This window comes from Rhodococcus sp. NFXS4 (assembly GCF_058139645.1).
Genome location: NZ_CP192221.1, coordinates 3005696 through 3024921, shown reverse-complemented (window position 1 = coordinate 3024921; position 19226 = coordinate 3005696). Strand labels below are relative to the sequence as shown.

Here is a 19226-nt window from a genome sequence, read left to right as displayed (position 1 = left end):
AGCCGGAGACGCAGCCGGCTCGCCAGGGGAGGGAACCACAGCATGGGTGCCGAGGCTCGTCACAAGGTCGGATTGCTCGACATCGCCGCCACACTTCCGAAGATGACGGCGGCGCTGCCCAGTGTCCTCCGGGGTGTGCCCGGGTTCCTGCGCAAGCCCGACGACAAGGAGTCGATCGGCCACATCTTCCAGCGCGTCGCGGCGAAGACGCCGGACCACCCGTTCGTACGTTTCGAGGGCGACACCCTCACGTACGGCCAGGCCAACGATCTGGTGAACCGGTACGCGAGCGTGCTCACGGACCGCGGCGTCCGGCGCGGTGACGTCGTCGGTGTGCTGGCCAAGAACTCGATGCGCACGCTGCTGGTGGCCCTGGCCACCGTCAAGCTCGGCGCCACGGCCGGAATGCTGAACTTCAATCAGCGCGGCGACGTGCTCGAGCACAGTCTCGGCATCCTCGACGCGCGCGTCCTCGTCGTGGACGGCGACTGCGTCGAGGCCCTCGAGTCCCTCGACGAGGCGCTCCCGGAGAAGGTCATCCTGCACGCGGACGAGCTGGACGAGAAGGCGGCGTCGGCGAGCGCGGAGAACCCTGCCACCACGGCCGAGGTCCAGGCCAAGGAGAAGGCGTTCTACATCTTCACCTCCGGCACCACGGGCATGCCCAAGGCCAGCCTGATGAGCCACTTCCGCTGGATGAAGTCCATGTCCGGTCTCGGCAGCATGGGCGTGCGTCTGGACAAGAACGACGTCCTCTACTGCTGCCTCCCGCTCTATCACAACAACGCGCTGACGGTGTCCCTGTCGTCCGTGCTGGCGTCCGGCGCCACCATCGCCATCGGCAAGCAGTTCTCGGTGTCCAACTTCTGGAAGGACGTACGCGAGAACGAGGCCACCGCGTTCACCTACATCGGTGAGCTGTGCCGCTACCTGCTGACGCAGGACGAGACCCCGCAGGACTCCGACAACACGATCAAGCTGATCGTGGGCAACGGGCTGCGCCCGGAGATCTGGGAGGAGTTCACCACCCGCTTCGGCATCGAGCGCGTGGCGGAGTTCTACGGCGCCAGCGAGTGCAACATCGCGTTCATCAACGCCTTCAACATCGACCGCACCGCAGGCTTCTGCCCGTTGCCGTACGCCGTCGTCGAGTACGACGACGAGACGGGCAAGGCCAAGCGGGACGACAACGGTCGGCTGCGCAAGGTGGGGTCCGGCGGCGTGGGCCTGCTGCTGTCGAAGATCACCGACCGCGCGCCGTTCGACGGGTACTCCGACGAGGAGGCCACGAACAAGAAGCTCCTCAAGGACGGGTTCAAGGACGGCGACTGCTGGTTCGACACCGGAGACCTGGTGCGTCAGCAGGGCTTCCGGCACGTGGCGTTCGTCGACCGTCTCGGCGACACCTTCCGGTGGAAGGGCGAGAACGTCGCCACGACCCAGGTGGAGGGCGCGCTCAACTCGCACCCCGACGTCGATCAGGCCGTGGTCTTCGGTGTCGACGTTCCCGGTACCGACGGCAAGGCGGGCATGGCGGCGGTGACCCTGCGCCACGACAAGAGCTTCGACGGCGCGAGCTTCGCCGAGCACGCCTACAAGAACCTGCCCGGCTACGCCGTGCCGCTGTTCATCCGCGTCGTGGACTCGCTCGAGGCCACGTCCACGTTCAAGAGCAAGAAGGTCGAGCTCCGCAAGGTGGGCTACGGCGACGGCGACGGCGACCTGTTCGTCCTGAAGGGCAAGTCCGGCGGTTACGTCGAGAGCTACGACGAGTACGTCGACGAGGTCGGTGCCGGCAAGCTGCCCAAGGGCTGAGGTGGCCCCCGGGGACGGGCATCATGGTGGTGTGAGCGCACCCGAGACGTCCGTCCCCGCCGACACCCTGTGCGGTAGACCGGTCGTGACCGACCGTGCGCTGGTCATGGCCATCGTCAACCGCACCCCCGACAGCTTCTACGACCGCGGCGCGACGTTCGAGGACGACGCCGCGATGGACGCGGTCCGCCGTGCGGTGGACGAGGGTGCCGACCTCGTCGACATCGGCGGTGTGAAGGCCGGACCCGGCGCCACCGTCGACGCCGCCGAGGAGACCCGACGGGTCGTGCCGTTCGTCGCCGCCATTCGCGCCGCGTACCCGGATCTGGTGATCAGCGTGGACACCTGGCGGGCCGAGGTCGCTCGGCTCGCGTGCGCCGAGGGCGCCGATCTGATCAACGACACGTGGGCCGGCACGGATCCCGAGCTCGTGCACGTCGCCGCCGAGGTCGGTGCCGGCATCGTCTGTTCGCACACCGGCGGAGCCGTTCCCCGGACCCGGCCGCACCGCGTTCGCTACCCCGACGTGGTCGCCGACGTGCTCTCCGAGGTGACTCGATCGGCCGAGAACGCTCTGGCCGCGGGCGTGCGAGCGGACGGGATCATCATCGATCCGACCCACGATTTCGGCAAGAACACCTATCACGGGCTCGAACTGTTGCGTCGGATCGACAGTCTTGTAAACACCGGATGGCCTGTCCTGATGGCACTGAGCAACAAGGATTTCATCGGGGAGACTCTGGGTGTAGGACTTGCCGAACGGTTGGAGGGAACATTGGCCGCGACAGCTTTGACGGCATCACAGGGTGCTCGGATGTTCCGGGTGCACGAGGTGGCAGCGACGAGACGGGTGGTCGACATGGTGGCAGCGATAGCAGGCACCAGGGCTCCCGCCCGGACGGTACGGGGTCTGGCATGACACTCGCAGGCATGCTCACCCCCGCGACCGACTGGGATCGCGAGAACAGCTGGGAATCACCCTCCTGGACCCTCGAGGAGCTCGAGGCGGCGAAGGGTGACCGGACCGTCTCGGTCGTGCTTCCCGCACTGAACGAGGAGGAGACCGTCGCCGGTGTCCTCGACACCATCTCGCCGCTCCTCGGGCGACTGGTCGACGAGTTGGTGGTGCTGGACTCCGGGTCGACCGACCGGACCGCCGTGCGTGCGACGGCCGCCGGTGCCACCGTCGTCTCCCGGGAGGAGGCGGTTCCCGAACTCGCCCCCGCTCCCGGCAAGGGGGAGGTGTTGTGGCGCGCGATCGCGGCCACGACGGGCGACATCATCGCGTTCGTGGACTCCGACCTGATCGATCCCGACCCGCAGTTCGTGCCCAAGCTCCTCGGGCCGTTGCTCATGGGGGACGGCATTCATCTGGTCAAGGGCTACTACCGCCGGCCGCTGAGCGGGTCGACCGAAGCACACGGTGGTGGGCGCGTGACCGAACTGGTGGCCAGACCGCTGTTGGCCGCGCTGCGTCCCGAGCTCGGAAGGGTCATCCAGCCGCTGGGCGGGGAGTACGCGGGCACCCGCGAACTGCTGTCCTCGGTGCCCTTCGCGCCCGGGTACGGCGTGGAGATCGGTCTGCTGATGGACACGTACGACCGGTTGGGCATGGACGCGATCGGGCAGGTGAACCTCGGAGTCCGGCGCCACCGCAACCGGCCGCTCGTGGAGCTGGGGGCCATGAGCCGTCAGATCGTCGGAACCATGCTGGCGCGCGCCGGCATCGCCGACTCGGGAGCCGGTCTCACGCAGTTCGTCCTCGACGGGGAGACCTTCGTGCCCTCGATCACCGACGTCTCGCTGGCCGACCGGCCGCCCATGCGCACGGTGCGGCCGTGGGCGGGCAAGTCGGGAGTCGAGAAGTCGGGGGGCTGAGAAGTCGGGGGGCTGAGAAGTCCAGGCCGGCAGAGGCGCACCACCGCCGCGGATCCTGTCGCCTCGTCGTGACAGGATTCGCGTCATGGTGACGATCCTGCTGTACGTCGTCGTGATCGCGGTCGTGGCCGCGGCCCTGTTCCTCCTCGCGTCCGTCGTCTTCGGCCGTGGGGAGGAGATGGAACCGTTGCCGGAGGGGACCACGGCCACCGCGCTGCCCGCTCGTGGCATCTCCGGGCGTGACGTGCGCGCGCTGCGCTTCTCCCTCACGCTGCGCGGGTACGACGCCCGCGAGGTCGACTGGGCCCTCGATCGACTCGCGGTCGAGATCGACAGCTTGCGGCTACGCCTGCGCGAGGCCGAGCCGTCGGAAGCCGTCGTGGAGGACGCGCCCGGTGACGACGTCTGAGTCCGGTCTCCGGATCGGTTCGGACGGACGGGCCCGCTGCCTCTGGGCCGGTGACCCGACGACCGATCCGCTGTACGCCCGGTACCACGACGAGGAATGGGGCGTCATCGTCCACGGCCGCGACGCGCTCTACGAGCGGATCACCCTCGAGGCGTTCCAGTCGGGGCTCTCGTGGATCACGATTCTGCGCAAGCGGGACGCCTTTCGAGCGGCGTTCGCGCACTTCGATCCGACCGTCGTCGCACGGTGGGGAGACGACGACGTCGAACGCCTCATGGGTGACGCGGGAATCGTCCGCAACCGCGCGAAAATCGTTGCAGCGGTGCGCAATGCGCGGGCCATCGTCGATCAGGACCTCGATCTCGACGCGCTCCTGTGGTCGTTCGCACCGCCGCGCCGCGGTCGCCCCACGAGCCTGCAGGACGTTCCCGCGGTGACACCCGAGTCCACCGCTCTCGCGCGCACTCTCAAGAAGTCCGGCTTCGCGTTCGTCGGTCCCACCACGGCGTACGCGCTGATGCAGGCGACCGGAATGGTCGACGATCACCTCGCCGGATGCTGGGTTCCCGCGCGCTAGTACACACCCGTGTCCCGCTCGTTCGAGGGTGTCCGTTGCCCACGGATCCGGAGGATAGGGAACAATAAGTGCACGAGCCTCGTCGGACCCCGGCGAGGCGCGACCGAATTGATGCAGCGCGCGATGCAGGGCAGCGCAGATCTGGAGGGAGCAGAGAATGGCGGCCATGAAGCCCCGGACCGGGGACGGTCCGCTCGAGGCGACCAAAGAGGGACGAGGAATCGTCATGAGGGTTCCACTCGAAGGCGGAGGACGCTTGGTCGTCGAACTGACTCCCGACGAGGCAGCCGCTCTGGGCGACGAGCTCAAGGGCGTCACCAGCTGACACCACTCCTGTCATCACCGTGAGAACAGCCCCACCGGCCGACCCTGACCGGTGGGGCTGTTCTCGTCCCGACCGAACGAGCGACCCACCACGACGAGCGGAGGAACCGTGAACGACGATGCGGTGGCCCTGCTCGCGTGCCCACACTGCGGGTCGGACCTCGAGGCCGACGATCCGGACTCGGGATCTGCCGCGCTGCTGTGCGACCGCGGGCACACGTTCGACGTCGCGCGCCAGGGATACGTCAGCCTGCTCTCCGGGTCCGGCGGCAAGATCGTCGGCGACTCCACCGAGATGGTCGCTGCGCGCGCCGAGTTCCTCGACCGCGGGCACTACGACCCGCTGATGGACGCCGTGGCCGACGCCGTGGGGGACCGGCGCCGCGTGCTCGACGTCGGAGTGGGCACCGGGCACTACCTCGCCCGCGTGCTGGACGCGGGCGTCCCCGATGCCGTCGGCGTCGGTCTCGACGTGTCCAAGGCGGCTGCGCGCCGCGCCGCACGATCGCACCCTCGGGCCTCCGCGGTGGTCGCCGACGTCTGGCAGAGCATCCCGGTCCGCTCCGGCGTGATCGACGCGGCCCTGTCGGTGTTCTCGCCGCGCAACGCCGAGGAACTCGCGCGCGTGCTCGCACCGGCCGGGGTGCTGGTGGTGCTCACCCCCACCGAGCGCCATCTCGTCGAGTTGGTCGACGATCTGGGTCTCGTCCGGGTGGACGAGAACAAGACGCAGAGGTTGGGCGACACGCTCGGCGGCCGGTTCGAGCGGGTGCGCCGGGTCCCGATCACCTACTCGACCACGCTCACGCGGGACGAGATCGTCGACGTCGTGAGCATGGGGCCGTCGGCGCGCCACATCCCGGCGGCGGATCTGCGCGCGCGGGTCGACGAGATGCCGCCCGCGCGCGAGGTCACCGTGTCGGTGACCCTCGGTGTCTACGCGCGGGCCGCGGCGTAGACCTCCATCGTCTGCTGCGCGATCGACTCCCAGGAGAACTCGGCGACGGCGCGCTCGCGACCGGCGACACCCTGCCGCGCTGCTCGACTCTCGTCGGCGACGAGGTCGTTGACCGCGGCGGCCAGGTCCGCCTCGAACGTGGCGGTGTCCGCGGCGTCGTAGTGCACGAGAGCCCCGGTACGGCCGTCGGCCACGACCTCGGGGATGCCGCCCACGTCGGACGCGACGACGGCCGTCTCGCAGGCCATCGCCTCCAGGTTGACGATGCCGAGGGGCTCGTACACCGACGGGCACACGAACACGGCGGCCGCCGAGAGGATCTGGCGGATCTGCTCGGTCGGCAGCATCTCGCGGACCCAGAACACGTTGCCGCGGCTCTCGGACAGGGCGGTGACGGCGCGCTCGGTCTCGACCGCGATCTCCGGGGTGTCGGGCGCACCCGCGCACAGCACCAGCTGAATGGACGGATCGAACGAGTGGGCCGCGGCGATGAGGTGCCCCACGCCCTTCTGCCGGGTGATGCGGCCGACGAACGCGACGATGGGGGCGTCGGTGCGCACGCCGATCGCCTCGAGCGCGGACGGCGCGCCGTCCGCGGGGCCGCCGGCGTGCCACACCTCGGTGTCGATGCCGTTGCGCACCACGTGAACTCGGTCCGGATCGATGCGTGGGTAGCAGTCCAGCACGTCGGCCTTCATGCCGTCGCTGACCGCGACGACGGCGTCGGCGTACTCCATGGCGTTGCGCTCGGACCACGACGAGATGCGGTAGCCGCCGCCCAGCTGCTCGGCCTTCCAGGGGCGGCGCGGTTCCAGCGAGTGCGCGGTGAGCACGTGCGGAATCCCGTACAGCTCGGCCGCGAGGTGGCCGGCGAGGCCGGTGTACCAGGTGTGCGAGTGCACCACGTCGGCGCCGCCGGCGGCGTTCGCCATCCGCAGTCCCGTGGAGAGCGTGGTCAAGGCCGGGTTCGCGTCGACCAGGGCCGGGTCCGGCGAGTGCACGACGGCGGTCTCGCGCGGCGCGCCGATGCAGTGCACGTCGACCTCGCACAGTGCGCGGAGACGGTCGACCAGCTGCGTCACGTGAACGCCCGCGCCGCCGTAGATCTCGGGGGGATATTCCTTCGTCATCATCGCCACTCGCATGAGAGGAACGTAACGCGTCGGTGTGCATTCGGCCTATACGTAGCGATTGCTCGTCACAACCGGATAGGTTGGCTGTTGTGAGGACCCAGCCGCATGTACTCGGAATCGTGCTCGCCGGAGGTGAGGGCAAACGCCTGTATCCGATGACAGCCGATCGCGCGAAGCCCGCGGTCCCGTTCGGTGGTGCGTACCGCCTGATCGACTTCGTGCTGAGCAATCTCGTCAACGCCGGCTATCTGCGGTTGTGCGTTCTGACCCAGTACAAGTCGCACTCGCTCGACCGGCACATCTCCCAGACCTGGCGGCTGTCGGGTTTCGCGGGTGAGTACATCACCCCCGTGCCCGCGCAGCAGCGGCTCGGGCCCCGCTGGTACACCGGCAGTGCCGACGCCATCTTCCAGTCCATGAACCTCGTGTACGACGAGGATCCCGAGTACATCGTCGTGTTCGGAGCGGACCACGTGTACCGCATGGACCCCGAGCAGATGGTGCAGCAGCACATCGATTCCGGTGCCGGTGTCACGGTGGCCGGCATCCGCGTACCGCGCGCCGAGGCAACGGCATTCGGCTGCATCGACAGCGACGCCTCGGGCAACATCACCGAGTTCCTCGAGAAGCCGTCGGACCCGCCCGGAACGCCGGACGACCCCACCATGACGTTCGCGTCGATGGGCAACTACGTCTTCACCACCAAGGTGCTCGTCGATGCCATCCGTGCCGACGCCGAGGACTCGGATTCCGATCACGACATGGGCGGCAACATCATTCCCGCGCTCGTCGCGGCCGGGAAGGCATCGGTCTACGACTTCAAGGACAACGTCGTCCCGGGTGCGACCGAGCGGGACAAGGGCTACTGGCGCGACGTCGGCACCCTGGACGCGTTCTACGACGCGCACATGGACCTGGTGTCGGTCCACCCGATCTTCAACCTCTACAACAAGCGGTGGCCGATCCGCGGCGCCGCGGACAACCTGCCGCCCGCCAAGTTCGTGCAGGGCGGTCTGGCTCAGGAGTCGATCGTCGGAGCGGGATCGATCCTGTCCGGCGCGACGGTGCGCAACTCGGTGCTGAGCTCGTCGGTGATCATCGACGCGGGCGCCACCGTGGAGGGCAGCGTCATCATGCCCGGAGTGCGCATCGGTCGTAATGCGGTCGTCCGCAACGCCATCCTGGACAAGAACGTGGTGGTGAACGACGGCGAGATCATCGGCGTGGACCGCGAGCGGGACAGCGAGCGGTTCAACGTGAGCGCCAACGGCGTGGTCGCCGTCGGCAAGGGTGTCTGGATCTAGGTCACTCCGGCACGCGCGAGGCGCACAGCAGGCCGTCGCCGAGGGGAAGGACGACCGCTGTCAGGCTGTCGTTCTCCGCGATGGCGCGGGCGGCCGCGCGGACGGCGACGGTGGCCTCGTCGCGTGACGAGGCGTCCGCGACGCGTCCACCCAGCAACGCGTTGTGCAGGATCAGGGCGCCACCGGGGCGCAGCATCCGCACGCCCTCCGTCACGAATCCGACGTGGTCCCGCGGCGTCGCGTCGACGAACACCAGGTCGTAGGACGCGTCGGCCAGGCGGGGGAGCACGTCGAGGGCGCGGCCGTTGATCAACCGGGTCCGCGATGCCCCGATGCCGCCGGAACGGAACGCCTCCTTGGCGGCGCGCTGATGCTCCGGTTCGGTGTCGATGGTGGTGAGGACCCCGTCGGGCCGCATCCCGTCCAGCAGCCACAGCCCGCTGACGCCGGCGCCGGTTCCGACCTCCACCACCGTGCGCGCTCCGGACAACTGCGCGACCATGCTGAGCACGGCACCGACGGACGCCGGTATCGGCGCGGCGCCCAGATCCACGGCGCGCTCGCGCGCGGCCTGCAGGATCTCGTCCTCCACGACGGAGGCTTCGGCGTAGTGCAGCATCTTGGCGGCGTCGGCAGTCACGAAGGGACCCTAACCCGCCCACGAACTCCTCGCGTCCAGACTCTCAGCCCACACTCAGCCTTCTCACACGGGTCGCACACCTGCCCGCGACATAGTTTCCCTACGCGGGTTCGTCGGATCGTCCTCACGCTTCGGTCGCGCCGAACACGGGTAACACCACATCGCACGTCGACACCACGCCGCGATGATCGCCCGAGTAGGAGGATTGAACGATCCACATGATCACCAGCCCGCGCGAACACGCTGCCCTCACGTCCCCGACCTCCCGCCCCGCCGCCGAGTCCGAGCAGACCGTCGACGGTCCGGAGGAGCTGTCCGGCACCGCGGTGTTCGACGCAACCGGAGACGCGACGTCGATGCCGTCCTGGGACGAACTCGTCCGCGAGCACGGTGACCGCGTCTACCGCCTCGCCTACCGGCTGTCCGGCAACGCGCAGGATGCCGAGGACCTCACGCAGGACACCTTCATCCGCGTGTTCCGCTCGCTGCAGAACTACCAGCCCGGCACCTTCGAGGGCTGGCTGCACCGCATCACGACGAACCTGTTCCTGGACATGGTGCGTCGCCGCAACCGCATCCGCATGGAGGCGCTGCCGGAGGACTACGACCGGGTGCCGTCCGACACCCCCGATCCCGAGCAGATCTACCACGACGCCCGGCTCGACCCGGATCTGCAGGCGGCGCTCGACTCGCTCGCTCCCGAGTTCCGTGCAGCCATCGTGCTGTGCGACATCGAGGGTCTGTCCTACGAGGAGATCGGCGCGACCCTGGGGGTCAAGCTCGGCACCGTCCGTAGCCGTATCCACCGTGGCCGCCAGGCGCTGCGCGACCACCTCGCCGCCAGTCGGCGTACCCGCGAGTCGCTGACCTCGGCCGAGTAGCCGCCGGCGCGAGTACCGTTCTGTGGGGAACGGATGCGGGCGGGGAACTTCCGGCCGGTGCCGTGCGTTTCACTCCGGGACGATCCGCACATCGGCACGGCATGAAGTGGAGGCAGCATGACTCGGTTTCGTGATCCTCGGCAGTTCAGCCCCACCGACCACCTCGCCAGTGAGGCGGTGGCCGCCTACGTCGACGGCGAACTGCGCATGAACGCCTACCTGCGCGCCGCGCGGCATGTGTCGGAATGCGCTTCCTGTGCCGACGAGGTCCAGGCGCAGCAACAGGCCCGTGTCGCCCTCCAGGGCTCGCCGGAGATGTCCATGCCGTCCTCACTCCTGGGTCTCCTGCACCAGATCCCGCACTGCACGTCTCCCGAGCCCGGCCGATCCGAACCCGGCATCGGCTCCGGCCTGCGTCATGGCCTGGGGTCGGTCGTCGGGTCACGTTTCCGGCGCCGGTAGCGTGCAGAGGTGACTCCAGCCGACGAGTACCGACCGGACCCCACGGCTTCTTCGGCGGACGGGGGAGCACCCGACGACGATGCGCCGCGGCTTCCTCCGCGTCCGCTCTACCGGCCCACCATCGACGCGCACGTGGTGCGGGCGTTCGGTCGCCCCCACGGCATCCGCGATTCCTTCGGTGATGCGCAGACTCGACGACGGGACAGTTCGTCGATCCGCGTCGCGGCGCCCGATCCCGTCCTCAGCGAGGCCTTCGGTCGGCCGCCCGGTGTCACCGAATCCCTGGTGCGCGAGCCCGAGGCTCCCGAGGTCGAGCAGGAACCCGAACCTCAGAACCCGTGGCGCGTGCCCTCGTCGGCTGTCACGACGGTCTCGCCCGCGCTCGACGAACCGGAACCCGCGCCGCTGACGCCCGGCACGAGACTGGGTGCGCGGGACGTACTGTTCGGCCGCCGAGTCTCCGCCGGCGCTCTCGCCTCGCTCGCGGGCGTCGCACTGGTCATCGGTCTGCTCGGCGGCGTCGTCGGTAGTGTCGCGGCCGATCTGGGCGGCTCGCTGACCAGCTCGCGCGTGACCCTGGAACAGGGCGGCAGCGAACTCCCGCAGGGCCAGGTGGCCAGGGTCGCCGAGGCCGTCCTGCCGTCCGTGGTGTCGGTCCAGGAGACGTTCGGCGGCAACGCCGGTACCGGCTCGGGAGTCGTCATCGACGGAGCCGGCTACATCGTCACCAACAACCACGTCATCTCGATGGCTGCGACCAACCCGGGCGCGACGCTCAACGTGACGTTCTCCGACGGCACCAAGGTGCCCGCGCAGATCGTCGGCCGTGACACCAAAACCGATCTGGCCGTTCTGAAGACGGACGTCGCGGACCTCAGCGTCGCCCGACTGGGCCGCTCGTCGGACGTGGCGGTCGGCGACGACGTCGTCGCCGTCGGATCTCCACTGGGACTGAGCAAGACGGTCACCCGCGGCATCGTCAGTGCGCTCGATCGTCCCGTGCGACTGTCCGGGGAGGGCACGGACACCGACGCCGTCATCGACGCGGTCCAGACCGACGCGGCGATCAACCCCGGTAACTCCGGCGGTCCCCTGATCGACGCCGAGGGTCGCGTCATCGGCATCAACTCCGCGATCCGCAGTGAGAGCGGGGGATCGGTGGGACTGGGCTTCGCCATCCCCATCGACGACGTCACCGAGGTCGCGCAGTCCCTCATCCGGACCGGCGCGATGAATCATCCCGACATCGGCGTCAACGCGCGGTCCGTCGTCAACGACGCGCTCAGCGGTGCGCAGATCGCCAACGTCACCGCCGGTGGCCCCGCTCAGCAGGCGGGTATCGCGGAGGGCGACGTGATCGTCCGCGTCGGCGACCGCACCGTCTCCGGTGCCGACGAGCTGACGGTCGCCGTCCAGGAGCAGGAGATCGGTACGCCGGTGCAGGTGCAACTCGTCCGCTCGGGGCGGACCGTCGACGTGACGGTCACTCCGGTGTCGGATGCGTAAGGTGTAGACGTGTTCTCGAACATCGGCTGGGGCGAGATGATGGTTCTTCTCGTCGCCGCACTCGTCATCCTCGGTCCCGAGCGTCTGCCCGGCGCCATCACGTGGACCACCCGGTCGCTCCGGCAGGTCCGTGACTATGCCAGTGGGGCCAGCCAACAACTCAAGGACGAGCTGGGGACGGACTTCGACGATCTTCGCAAGCCCCTGGCCGACCTGAACCAACTCCGCGGCATGACCCCGCGCGCGGTCATCACCAAGCACCTGCTCGACGGCGACGACTCGATCTTCACCGGGAAGTTCGACGAGAAGCCGCAGTCCGGGACACAGTCGCTGACCCCGCAGTCCGGGACGCCGAACATGACGAAGTCCAGCGGGTCGGCGCCGTTGCCGACCGGGGACCGTCCCCCGATCGACCCCGACGCGACCTAGGTCCTTCCGGCCGTCAGAGGTGCCGGGTGGTGTCGATACCCAGGCTCATGCCCGCGAGGCCGCGACTGCGGACCGACAGCTTCTCGGCCACCTCGATCATGGCCTTGGCCGCGGGCGACTCCGGATCGCTGAGCACGATCGGAACGCCCGAGTCGCCGCCCTCGCGCACCGCGGTGTCGAGCGGGATCTGGCCCAGCAGCGGGACCTTCGCGCCGACCGCGGTGGTGAGTCGCTCCGACACGGCCTGGCCGCCGCCGGAACCGAAGATGTCCATCCGCGATCCGTCGGGCAGCTCGAGCCACGACATGTTCTCCACCACCCCGACGACTCGCTGACGCGTCTGCAGGGCGATGGCTCCGGCACGTTCCGCGACCTCGGCTGCGGCCTGCTGCGGGGTGGTCACGACGAGGATCTCGGCGCCGGGGATGAGCTGGGCCACCGAGATGGCGACGTCGCCGGTGCCCGGCGGCAGGTCCAGCAGAAGAATGTCCAGGTCGCCCCAGAACACGTCGGCGAGGAACTGCTGCAGGGCGCGGTGCAGCATGGGACCGCGCCAGACGACGGGCGTGTTGCCCTGCGTGAACTGCGCGATCGAGATCATCTTCACGTCGTGCGCCACGGGCGGCATGATCATGCGCTCGACCTGTGTGGGGCGAGCGTCGGTACCGAGCATGCGGGGCACCGAGTGGCCGTAGATGTCGGCGTCGAGGACGCCCACCGACAGTCCCTTGGCGGCCATCGCGGCGGCCAGGTTGACGGTGACGGACGACTTGCCGACACCGCCCTTCCCCGACGCCACCGCGTACACGCGGGTGAGGGAGCCGGGCTGAGCGAACGGGATGACCGGCTCGGCGGAATCTCCCCGCAACGACTTGCGCAGTTCGGTGCGCTGCTCGTCGTTCATGACGTCGAGCTCGACGCGGATCTCACCGACACCGGCGACGTCGGCCACGGCCTTGCGTACCCGGTCGGAGATCTCCGTCTTCATCGGGCACCCGGCGGTGGTCAGATAGATGCCGACGTCCACGGATCCGTCGTTACCGAGCGCGACACTCTTGACCATGCCGAGTTCGGTGATGGGCTTGCGAATCTCGGGATCGTTCACGCGCGCGAGGGCGCTGCGAACGTCCGATTCGGTGGCTACGGGCATCTCTCCATGGTATGCGGTACCGCGTCAGTGAATTCGGGGCAGGTCCGCTTCGGAGGGGGCGATGCCGGTGGAGTAGGCGACCGACCACGCGACCACGTTGGCCACGTAGGCCATCGAGTTGTTGTAGCGCAGGATCGCCTGTGTGGCCTGGATCGGATCCGCCATGTTCAGGCCGCCGTCGCACAGGTACTTCCCGGTGGTGGCGGCGCTGTCGAACAGGTTCTGCGGGTCGGCCCTGCCGTCCCCGTTCCCGTCCGTGGCGTAGTGCTTCCACGTCGCCGGCAGGAACTGCATCGGCCCCACGGCGCGGTCGTACGAGGCGTTGCCGTCGAGCTCGCCGCCGTCGGTGTCCATGATCACGTTGTTGCCGGCGAGGCTGCCGTCCAGGACCGGTCCGAGGATCGGCTCGAACAGCGTTCCGTCGGCACCCGCCTTGCCGTCGTTCGCGTGGGTGGACTCGACCCGGCCGATACCGGCGAGGAGGGCCCAGTTCATCGAGCAGCCGGGGGTGGTCTGCGCCAGGAGGGTCTCGGCGCTCCTGTAGGCGGCGACGTTGATGCCCGGGACGCCGAGCGGGCCGGCCGCGAGGGACTCGGGCAGCGCGGGGGCGGGAGCGGGCTCCGGCGCGGGCGGTGCCACGGGCTCGGGCGCGGACTGCGTGGTGGGTGCGGGCGCGACGTCCACTGCCGGGGCCACGTCGGTGGGCTCGAGGGCGGACTCGCTGGCCGTGGTGTGCGTGCGGAGGAACGGGATGTCGGCGCTGGCGCCGTAGCCACTGGCCACGGTGATCGCTCCCGCGGGGATCAGACCGGTCAGCGCGATGACCGTGTTCCGTCGCAGAGTGGAAGACGATCGTTTGCGGTGCCGACCCACGGATACACAACCTCCTCGCCCCCGCGAGACTCGTGATCCGCGACGACTGTTCCCGCCCCGTTCCGGGGCGCTTCCGACCTTTGCTGTCGGAGCGAGGCTACCTGATCCGTTGCCGATCCGTTACCGGCCCGTGATGTGAGCCACGACCAGTCACGGTGTCGTGACGGACGTGTCCTGCTCAGGTGGGGCGGGTGGTGCCACTGGTGCAGGAGGGCACAGGAGACACGGGATCGTGGGGAGCTCGATGACCGGGAGCGGCGGCAGTCCGGGGATGCCGAACGCCGGCGGTGGTGTCACCGGAGTGAGCGAGGTGTCCGGCATCGCGGTGGTCGTGGCGGTGGTCGTCGGGGCCGCGGTCGTGGGATCCGTGACCTCGCCGCCGGCGGCGGCCGCCGCGGCGACGGCCAGCGCGTCCGCGGGGGAGGGCGCCGCCCCGCCGATCCGTCCGACGACAGGGGTGCCGCCGCCGGAGTACGCGGCGGACCAGGCCAGCACGTTGGCGGTGTACGCGGCGGAGTTGTTGTATCGCATGACGGCGGTGGTCGCCTGCGCCGGATTCGTCATGTCCAGGCCGCCCGAGCACAGGTACTTGCCCGCGGCGAGAGCCGCGTCGAAGACGTTGTTCGGATCGCTCCGACCGTCGCCGTTGCCGTCCGAGGCGTAGCCGGCCCAGGTGGCGGGGATGAACTGCATCGGCCCGACCGCACGGTCGTGCCCCGCGTCCCCGTCGAGCGCGCCGCCGTCGGTGTCGGTGATGACTGCGTCCGCGGCCGATCGACCGTCGAGCACCGGGCCCAGCACGGACGTGATCGTGGTGCCGGCGGCATCGGTGCGGCCGCCGCCCGCGTGGCCGGACTCGATGCGCCCGATGGCGGCGAGCAGGTGCCACGGCAGGTGACAGCCCGGTGTCGAGGTGGCGAGCTGGGCCTCGGCGGAGCGGTAGGCCTGCAGGACGAGTTCGGGAATGCCGAGTGCGCCGACGAGCACGGCGGACAGCGGCGCCGCAGCAGCGGCCGGGGCGCCCGCGGGCGCGGCGACGGCTGGTTTCGGGGACCGGAACGCGACCGGTTGCCGATCGGCGGGCTCGACCAGGCCGACAGCGCGCTCCCGTGGTGGGAGTGTGGGCGCCGCAACCGATTCGGCGGCCGCCATCGCGACGGAACCGTGCGCGGAACTCGGCGTCACCGAGCCGGCGGCCAGCGTGACCGCGCTGAGAAGAAGAATCGAGGCACTCAGTGCACCTCCGAGTCGAGAGTCTCGACCGACGCGCATACGACAAACCCCCACGAACACTCGGCTGCGCACTCACCGAGACCCGACGCGCAGTGTGACCGAGGTTACCGTCGCGTGTCCTCGCTGTGGTCGAAACGAGTTGTTTCCTCGACGGAAGGGGCGGCGGCGAACGAGGTGGAGTCCTCGTCGACCGACTTCTTGCGAGACTTCTTGCGCGCCTTCTGTTCCTCGGCCGCCGCCTGCGCGGGATCGAGCAGCGCCGCGCGCAGGTCGTCGAGTTCGCGGCGGAGGTAGTCGCGCGTGGCGACCTCGCCGACCGCGATCCGGAGCGCAGCGAGCTCACGAGCGAGGAACTCGGTGTCCGCCTTGGTCTGCGCGGCGCGCGAGCGATCCTCCTCGAGCGACACCCGGTCGCGGTCGTCCTGCCGGTTCTGAGCGAGCAGGATCAGCGGGGCCGCGTAGGCGGCCTGCGTCGAGAACGCCAGATTGAGCAGGATGAAGGGGTAGGGGTCCCACTGCAGGCTCACCGCGAAGACGTTGAGCAGGATCCACACGATGACGATCCCCGTCTGGATCGCCAGGTATCGCCCCGTACCGAGGAATCGCGCGACGTTCTCGCCGGTCCGGCCGACCGAGTCGACGTCGATGTCGAGCTTGAACCGTCGGGATCCGCGTGGAGTGTCGAGGCGCTGTCTGGCGGTCGCCGCCGACTTCTCACTCATGTCCCACGTGCTCCTGTTCGCGCCAGTCGTCGGGAAGAAGGTGGTCCAGGACGTCGTCCACGGTCACGGCGCCGATGAGATGCTCCTCGGCGTCCACGACCGGTCCGCAGACCAGGTTGTACGCCGCGAAGTATCGCGTGACGGCGGCGAGACTGTCGTCCGGGGAGAGCGTCGACAGTGTCGTGTCGATCACGCCGCCGACCAGACTGGCCGGCGGTTCGCGCAGCAACTGCTGGAGATGGACGCAGCCGAGGTAGCGGCCCGTGGGCGTGGCCGTCGGCGGTCGCACGACGAAGACCAGCGACGCGAGGGCGGGCGTGAGGTCGGGGTTGCGCGCACGAGCGAGCGCCTCGGCGACCGTCGCGGACGCGCTCAGCACCACCGGTTCCGGTGTCATCAGACCACCCGCCGTGTCGGGGGAGTGCTCGAGGAGACGTCGCACCGGCTCGGAGTCCTGCGGATCCATCAGGCGCAGCAGCGATTCGGCCTCCGGCTCCGGCAACTCGCCGAGCAGGTCGGCTGCGTCGTCGGGGTCCATGGCCTCGAGCACGTCGGCGGCACGGGCGGGGGCGAGCGCCTGCACCAGGTCGATCTGATCGTCGTCGGGCATCTCCTGGATGACGTCCGCGAGGCGCTGGTCGTCCAGGGCGAAGGCGACCTCGAGTCGCCGCTTCTCGGGGAGGTCGCGGATCGCGTCGGCCACGTCGGCGGGCCGGAGTCCCTCGAACTGGGCGAGAAGCTGTGACACACCCTGACCCGGCAGGGACAGATCGGACCAGGTGAGGCCCTGCACGTTCTGCCAGTCGAGCACGTGGATGCTGCCGCGGCGACCCAGCCGAGTGCGGTGGGGGCGCACGGCGACGCGCGCGATGACCCAGTCCCGCGTGCGGGTCTGCTCGATGCCGAGGTCGACGACGACGCAGTCCACGCCGTGCAGGTCCTCGGCGTCCGGATCGTCGGTCCGCACCCGTGAGTCCAGGACCTGGGCCAGGGCCAGTACCTCGCCCGGTCGCTGGACGAAGCGGCGCATACTGACGTTGCCGGTGGTCAGCGTCACCGACGTCGGTTCGACGGCCGTCACGCGCAGCATCGGAACGAAGATCTTGCGCCTCGTGGCCAGATCGACCACGAGGCCGAGGACGCGGGGTTGCTGGCGACCGACGCGCACGGTCACGACGATGTCGCGGACGCGGCCGATGCTCTCACCGTCGGGTCCGAGCACCACGAGGCCCGCGAGCCTGGCGGCGAACACCTTGTTCACTGCTGCCATGGGCGCAACAGTAGACGGGGGCCTCGCACGCGGTGCGGGCCGATAGTGTGCCGTGGTGACCACCACAGTGCCGCGCGCCCGCCTCCGACGCTCCGTGCTCGCCGTGCCGGGCAGCAGTCCGAAGATGATGCGCAAGGCTCTGAGCCTGCCCGCCGACGCCGTCTTCCTGGATCTCGAGGACGCGGTCGCGCCGGCCGCCAAGGCGCAGGCGCGCATCGACGTCGCCGACGCGCTCGGATGGGCCGGGTGGGGCACGCAGCTCCGGCTCGTGCGGGTCAACGACTGGACGACGGAGGCCACGTTCCGCGACGTGCTCGAGGTGGTCGGACGGGCGGGTGCCCACCTCGACGCCCTCGTCCTGCCCAAGGTGCGCTCGGCCGGTGAGGTGCAGGCGCTCGATCTGCTTCTGACACAACTCGAACGCGAGTCGGACCTACCCGTCGGCCGCATCGGGATCGAGCCGCAGATCGAGGACGCCGTGGGTCTGCTCCACATCGACGCCGTCGCGACGGCCTCGCCGCGGGTGCAGACCCTGGTGTTCGGGCCGGGTGACTTCATGGCCGACGTCGGCATGCGCACCCTCACGGTGGGGGAGCAGCCGCCCGGCTACGAGCGCGGCGACGCCTACCACCACGTGCTGATGACGATCCTGCTGTCGGCGCGGGCCCACGGGCTCCAGGCCATCGACGGACCCTGGGTGCAGGTCCGCGACACCGACGGGTTCACCCGCGCCGCCCGGCATTCCGCGGCTCTGGGCTACGACGGCAAGTGGGTGCTGCACCCCTCGCAGATCGACATCGCCAACGAGACGTTCTCGCCGCGCCAGGCCGACGTCGACCGCGCCCACGACATCGTCGAGACCTACCGTCGGTACCTCTCCGTCGACGGGGGAGCGCGCGGGGCCGTCATGGTGGGGGACGAGATGGTCGACGAGGCGGGTCATCGAATGGCTCGGGCCCTCGTCGAGGCCGCCGACGCGGCCGGCATGGTGCGCAGCGGTGCGCGGCCCGCACCGGACCCCACGACCGACCCGCCAGCAGGCACAATGGAGTCATGACGAACCCCATGTCGCAGTCCGGCCGCCCCGGACAGGGCCTCCCCACCCCGCCGTCGGGCTGGCCCATCGGTTCCTATCCCACCTACGCCGAGGCGCAGCGCGCGGTCGACTACCTCTCCGATCAGGAGTTCTCGGTCCAGGACGTCACCATCGTGGGTGTCGACCTCATGCAGGTCGAGCGTGTCATCGGTCGCCTCACCTGGGCCAAAGTGATTGGCGGCGGCATCATCTCGGGCGCCTGGCTCGGTGTCTTCCTCGGACTCGTTCTCGGAATCATCACGAACACCAACTACCTGAGCGCGCTCCTCGTCGGTGTGCTGGGCGGCATCGTCTTCGGACTGATCTCGGCCACCATTCCCTACGCGGCGACCAAGGGGCAGCGCGACTTCGCGTCGACGATGCAGTTGGTCGCGGGGCGGTACGACGTGCTGTGCGAGCCGAAGACGGCCGAGAAGGCGCGCGATCTGCTGGCGCGTCTCGCCATCTGACCTCTCACCACCGACCCGTCGGTACCGAAAGCATCACGGGATTGCAACAAGCCACCGTTTTCCTCTCAGCTTTCGACTAGGTTCCACTTCGCAGGGAATGCGTGTCCAACGAAGCAC

At 69.5% G+C, this 19226-nt stretch carries 21 protein-coding genes; 14 read left to right on the top strand and 7 right to left on the bottom strand.

What is annotated here, in order from left to right; genetic code table 11:
* Positions 1-42: 42 nt before the first annotated feature.
* From J4E04_RS14115 to J4E04_RS14085, 7 genes are all read left to right on the top strand, one after another.
* Positions 43-1815, top strand: coding sequence for a long-chain-acyl-CoA synthetase (locus tag J4E04_RS14115; RefSeq protein WP_027503865.1), 1773 nt, complete (start codon positions 43-45; stop codon positions 1813-1815).
* 106 nt (positions 1816-1921) lie between these two features.
* Entirely contained in the window at positions 1922-2734 is an 813-nt protein-coding gene (gene folP / locus J4E04_RS14110; protein ID WP_222646202.1) for a dihydropteroate synthase, read from the top strand.
* 11 nt (positions 2735-2745) lie between these two features.
* The gene (locus tag J4E04_RS14105) at positions 2746-3693 is read left to right on the top strand and encodes a glucosyl-3-phosphoglycerate synthase (protein ID WP_222628707.1); all 948 of its coding nucleotides are present in this window, start codon (positions 2746-2748) and stop codon (positions 3691-3693) included.
* Between the two features lie 85 nt (positions 3694-3778).
* Entirely contained in the window at positions 3779-4102 is a 324-nt protein-coding gene (locus J4E04_RS14100) for a DivIVA domain-containing protein (RefSeq protein ID WP_222638160.1), read from the top strand.
* A gap of 13 nt (positions 4103-4115) precedes the next feature.
* Positions 4116-4679: a DNA-3-methyladenine glycosylase I gene (locus tag J4E04_RS14095; protein WP_027503863.1), complete on the top strand. Its 564-nt coding sequence runs from the start codon at positions 4116-4118 to the stop codon at positions 4677-4679.
* Positions 4680-4836: 157 nt separating this feature from the next.
* A complete protein-coding gene (locus J4E04_RS14090; RefSeq protein WP_003406247.1) occupies positions 4837-5004 on the top strand; it encodes a DUF3117 domain-containing protein in 168 nt (55 codons plus the stop codon).
* Positions 5005-5112: 108 nt separating this feature from the next.
* A complete protein-coding gene (locus J4E04_RS14085; RefSeq protein ID WP_328813096.1) occupies positions 5113-5961 on the top strand; it encodes a methyltransferase domain-containing protein in 849 nt (282 codons plus the stop codon).
* Here the strand turns inward: J4E04_RS14085 and glgA are convergent.
* Positions 5940-7106 carry a glycogen synthase gene (gene glgA, locus J4E04_RS14080; protein ID WP_056442603.1) on the bottom strand — a complete coding sequence of 389 codons (1167 nt, stop codon included), beginning with the start codon at positions 7104-7106 and terminating at the stop codon, positions 5940-5942. The genes J4E04_RS14085 and glgA overlap by 22 nt on opposite strands.
* Positions 7107-7183: 77 nt before the next feature.
* On the opposite strand from glgA, the gene glgC reads away from it, so the two are divergent.
* Complete coding sequence (gene glgC / locus J4E04_RS14075; protein ID WP_027503860.1) at positions 7184-8398, top strand: glucose-1-phosphate adenylyltransferase; 1215 nt, start codon at positions 7184-7186, stop codon at positions 8396-8398.
* Between the two features lies 1 nt (position 8399).
* On the opposite strand, the gene J4E04_RS14070 is transcribed toward glgC, so the two are convergent.
* Positions 8400-9017, bottom strand: a complete 618-nt coding sequence (locus J4E04_RS14070; RefSeq protein ID WP_027503859.1) for an O-methyltransferase — start codon at positions 9015-9017, stop codon at positions 8400-8402.
* A 239-nt stretch (positions 9018-9256) separates the two neighbouring features.
* On the opposite strand from J4E04_RS14070, the gene sigE reads away from it, so the two are divergent.
* From sigE to tatB, 4 genes are all read left to right on the top strand, one after another.
* Positions 9257-9919, top strand: coding sequence for an RNA polymerase sigma factor SigE (gene sigE, locus J4E04_RS14065; RefSeq protein WP_204866810.1), 663 nt, complete (start codon positions 9257-9259; stop codon positions 9917-9919).
* A 117-nt stretch (positions 9920-10036) separates the two neighbouring features.
* Positions 10037-10381, top strand: coding sequence for an anti-sigma factor (locus J4E04_RS14060; RefSeq protein ID WP_056442598.1), 345 nt, complete (start codon positions 10037-10039; stop codon positions 10379-10381).
* 9 nt (positions 10382-10390) lie between these two features.
* Positions 10391-11887: a S1C family serine protease gene (locus J4E04_RS14055; RefSeq protein ID WP_490148841.1), complete on the top strand. Its 1497-nt coding sequence runs from the start codon at positions 10391-10393 to the stop codon at positions 11885-11887.
* Between the two features lie 9 nt (positions 11888-11896).
* Positions 11897-12316 carry a Sec-independent protein translocase protein TatB gene (gene tatB / locus J4E04_RS14050; RefSeq protein ID WP_490148840.1) on the top strand — a complete coding sequence of 140 codons (420 nt, stop codon included), beginning with the start codon at positions 11897-11899 and terminating at the stop codon, positions 12314-12316.
* A 13-nt stretch (positions 12317-12329) separates the two neighbouring features.
* Here the strand turns inward: tatB and J4E04_RS14045 are convergent, their stop codons facing one another.
* The 5 genes from J4E04_RS14045 to J4E04_RS14025 all read right to left on the bottom strand — a co-directional run bounded on the left by J4E04_RS14045 (position 12330) and on the right by J4E04_RS14025 (position 17564).
* The gene (locus J4E04_RS14045; RefSeq protein WP_027503855.1) at positions 12330-13466 is read right to left on the bottom strand and encodes an Mrp/NBP35 family ATP-binding protein; all 1137 of its coding nucleotides are present in this window, start codon (positions 13464-13466) and stop codon (positions 12330-12332) included.
* A 24-nt stretch (positions 13467-13490) separates the two neighbouring features.
* A complete protein-coding gene (locus tag J4E04_RS14040; RefSeq protein WP_490148839.1) occupies positions 13491-14339 on the bottom strand; it encodes a lytic transglycosylase domain-containing protein in 849 nt (282 codons plus the stop codon).
* Positions 14340-14489: 150 nt separating this feature from the next.
* Entirely contained in the window at positions 14490-15611 is a 1122-nt protein-coding gene (locus J4E04_RS14035) for a lytic transglycosylase domain-containing protein (RefSeq protein WP_490148838.1), read from the bottom strand.
* A gap of 65 nt (positions 15612-15676) precedes the next feature.
* Positions 15677-16294 carry a DUF1003 domain-containing protein gene (locus J4E04_RS14030; protein WP_081821023.1) on the bottom strand — a complete coding sequence of 206 codons (618 nt, stop codon included), beginning with the start codon at positions 16292-16294 and terminating at the stop codon, positions 15677-15679.
* Positions 16287-17564, bottom strand: a complete 1278-nt coding sequence (locus J4E04_RS14025) for a magnesium transporter MgtE N-terminal domain-containing protein (protein ID WP_027503853.1) — start codon at positions 17562-17564, stop codon at positions 16287-16289. Before J4E04_RS14025 ends, J4E04_RS14030 begins: the two co-directional genes overlap by 8 nt.
* Positions 17565-17619: 55 nt before the next feature.
* On the opposite strand from J4E04_RS14025, the gene J4E04_RS14020 reads away from it, so the two are divergent.
* Positions 17620-18621 (top strand): HpcH/HpaI aldolase/citrate lyase family protein, encoded by a 1002-nt coding sequence (locus J4E04_RS14020; protein ID WP_307109044.1) that lies wholly within the window; start codon positions 17620-17622, stop codon positions 18619-18621.
* Entirely contained in the window at positions 18618-19109 is a 492-nt protein-coding gene (locus J4E04_RS14015) for a YflT domain-containing protein (protein ID WP_027503852.1), read from the top strand. The genes J4E04_RS14020 and J4E04_RS14015 overlap by 4 nt, the downstream gene beginning before the upstream one ends.
* Positions 19110-19226 lie beyond the last annotated feature (117 nt).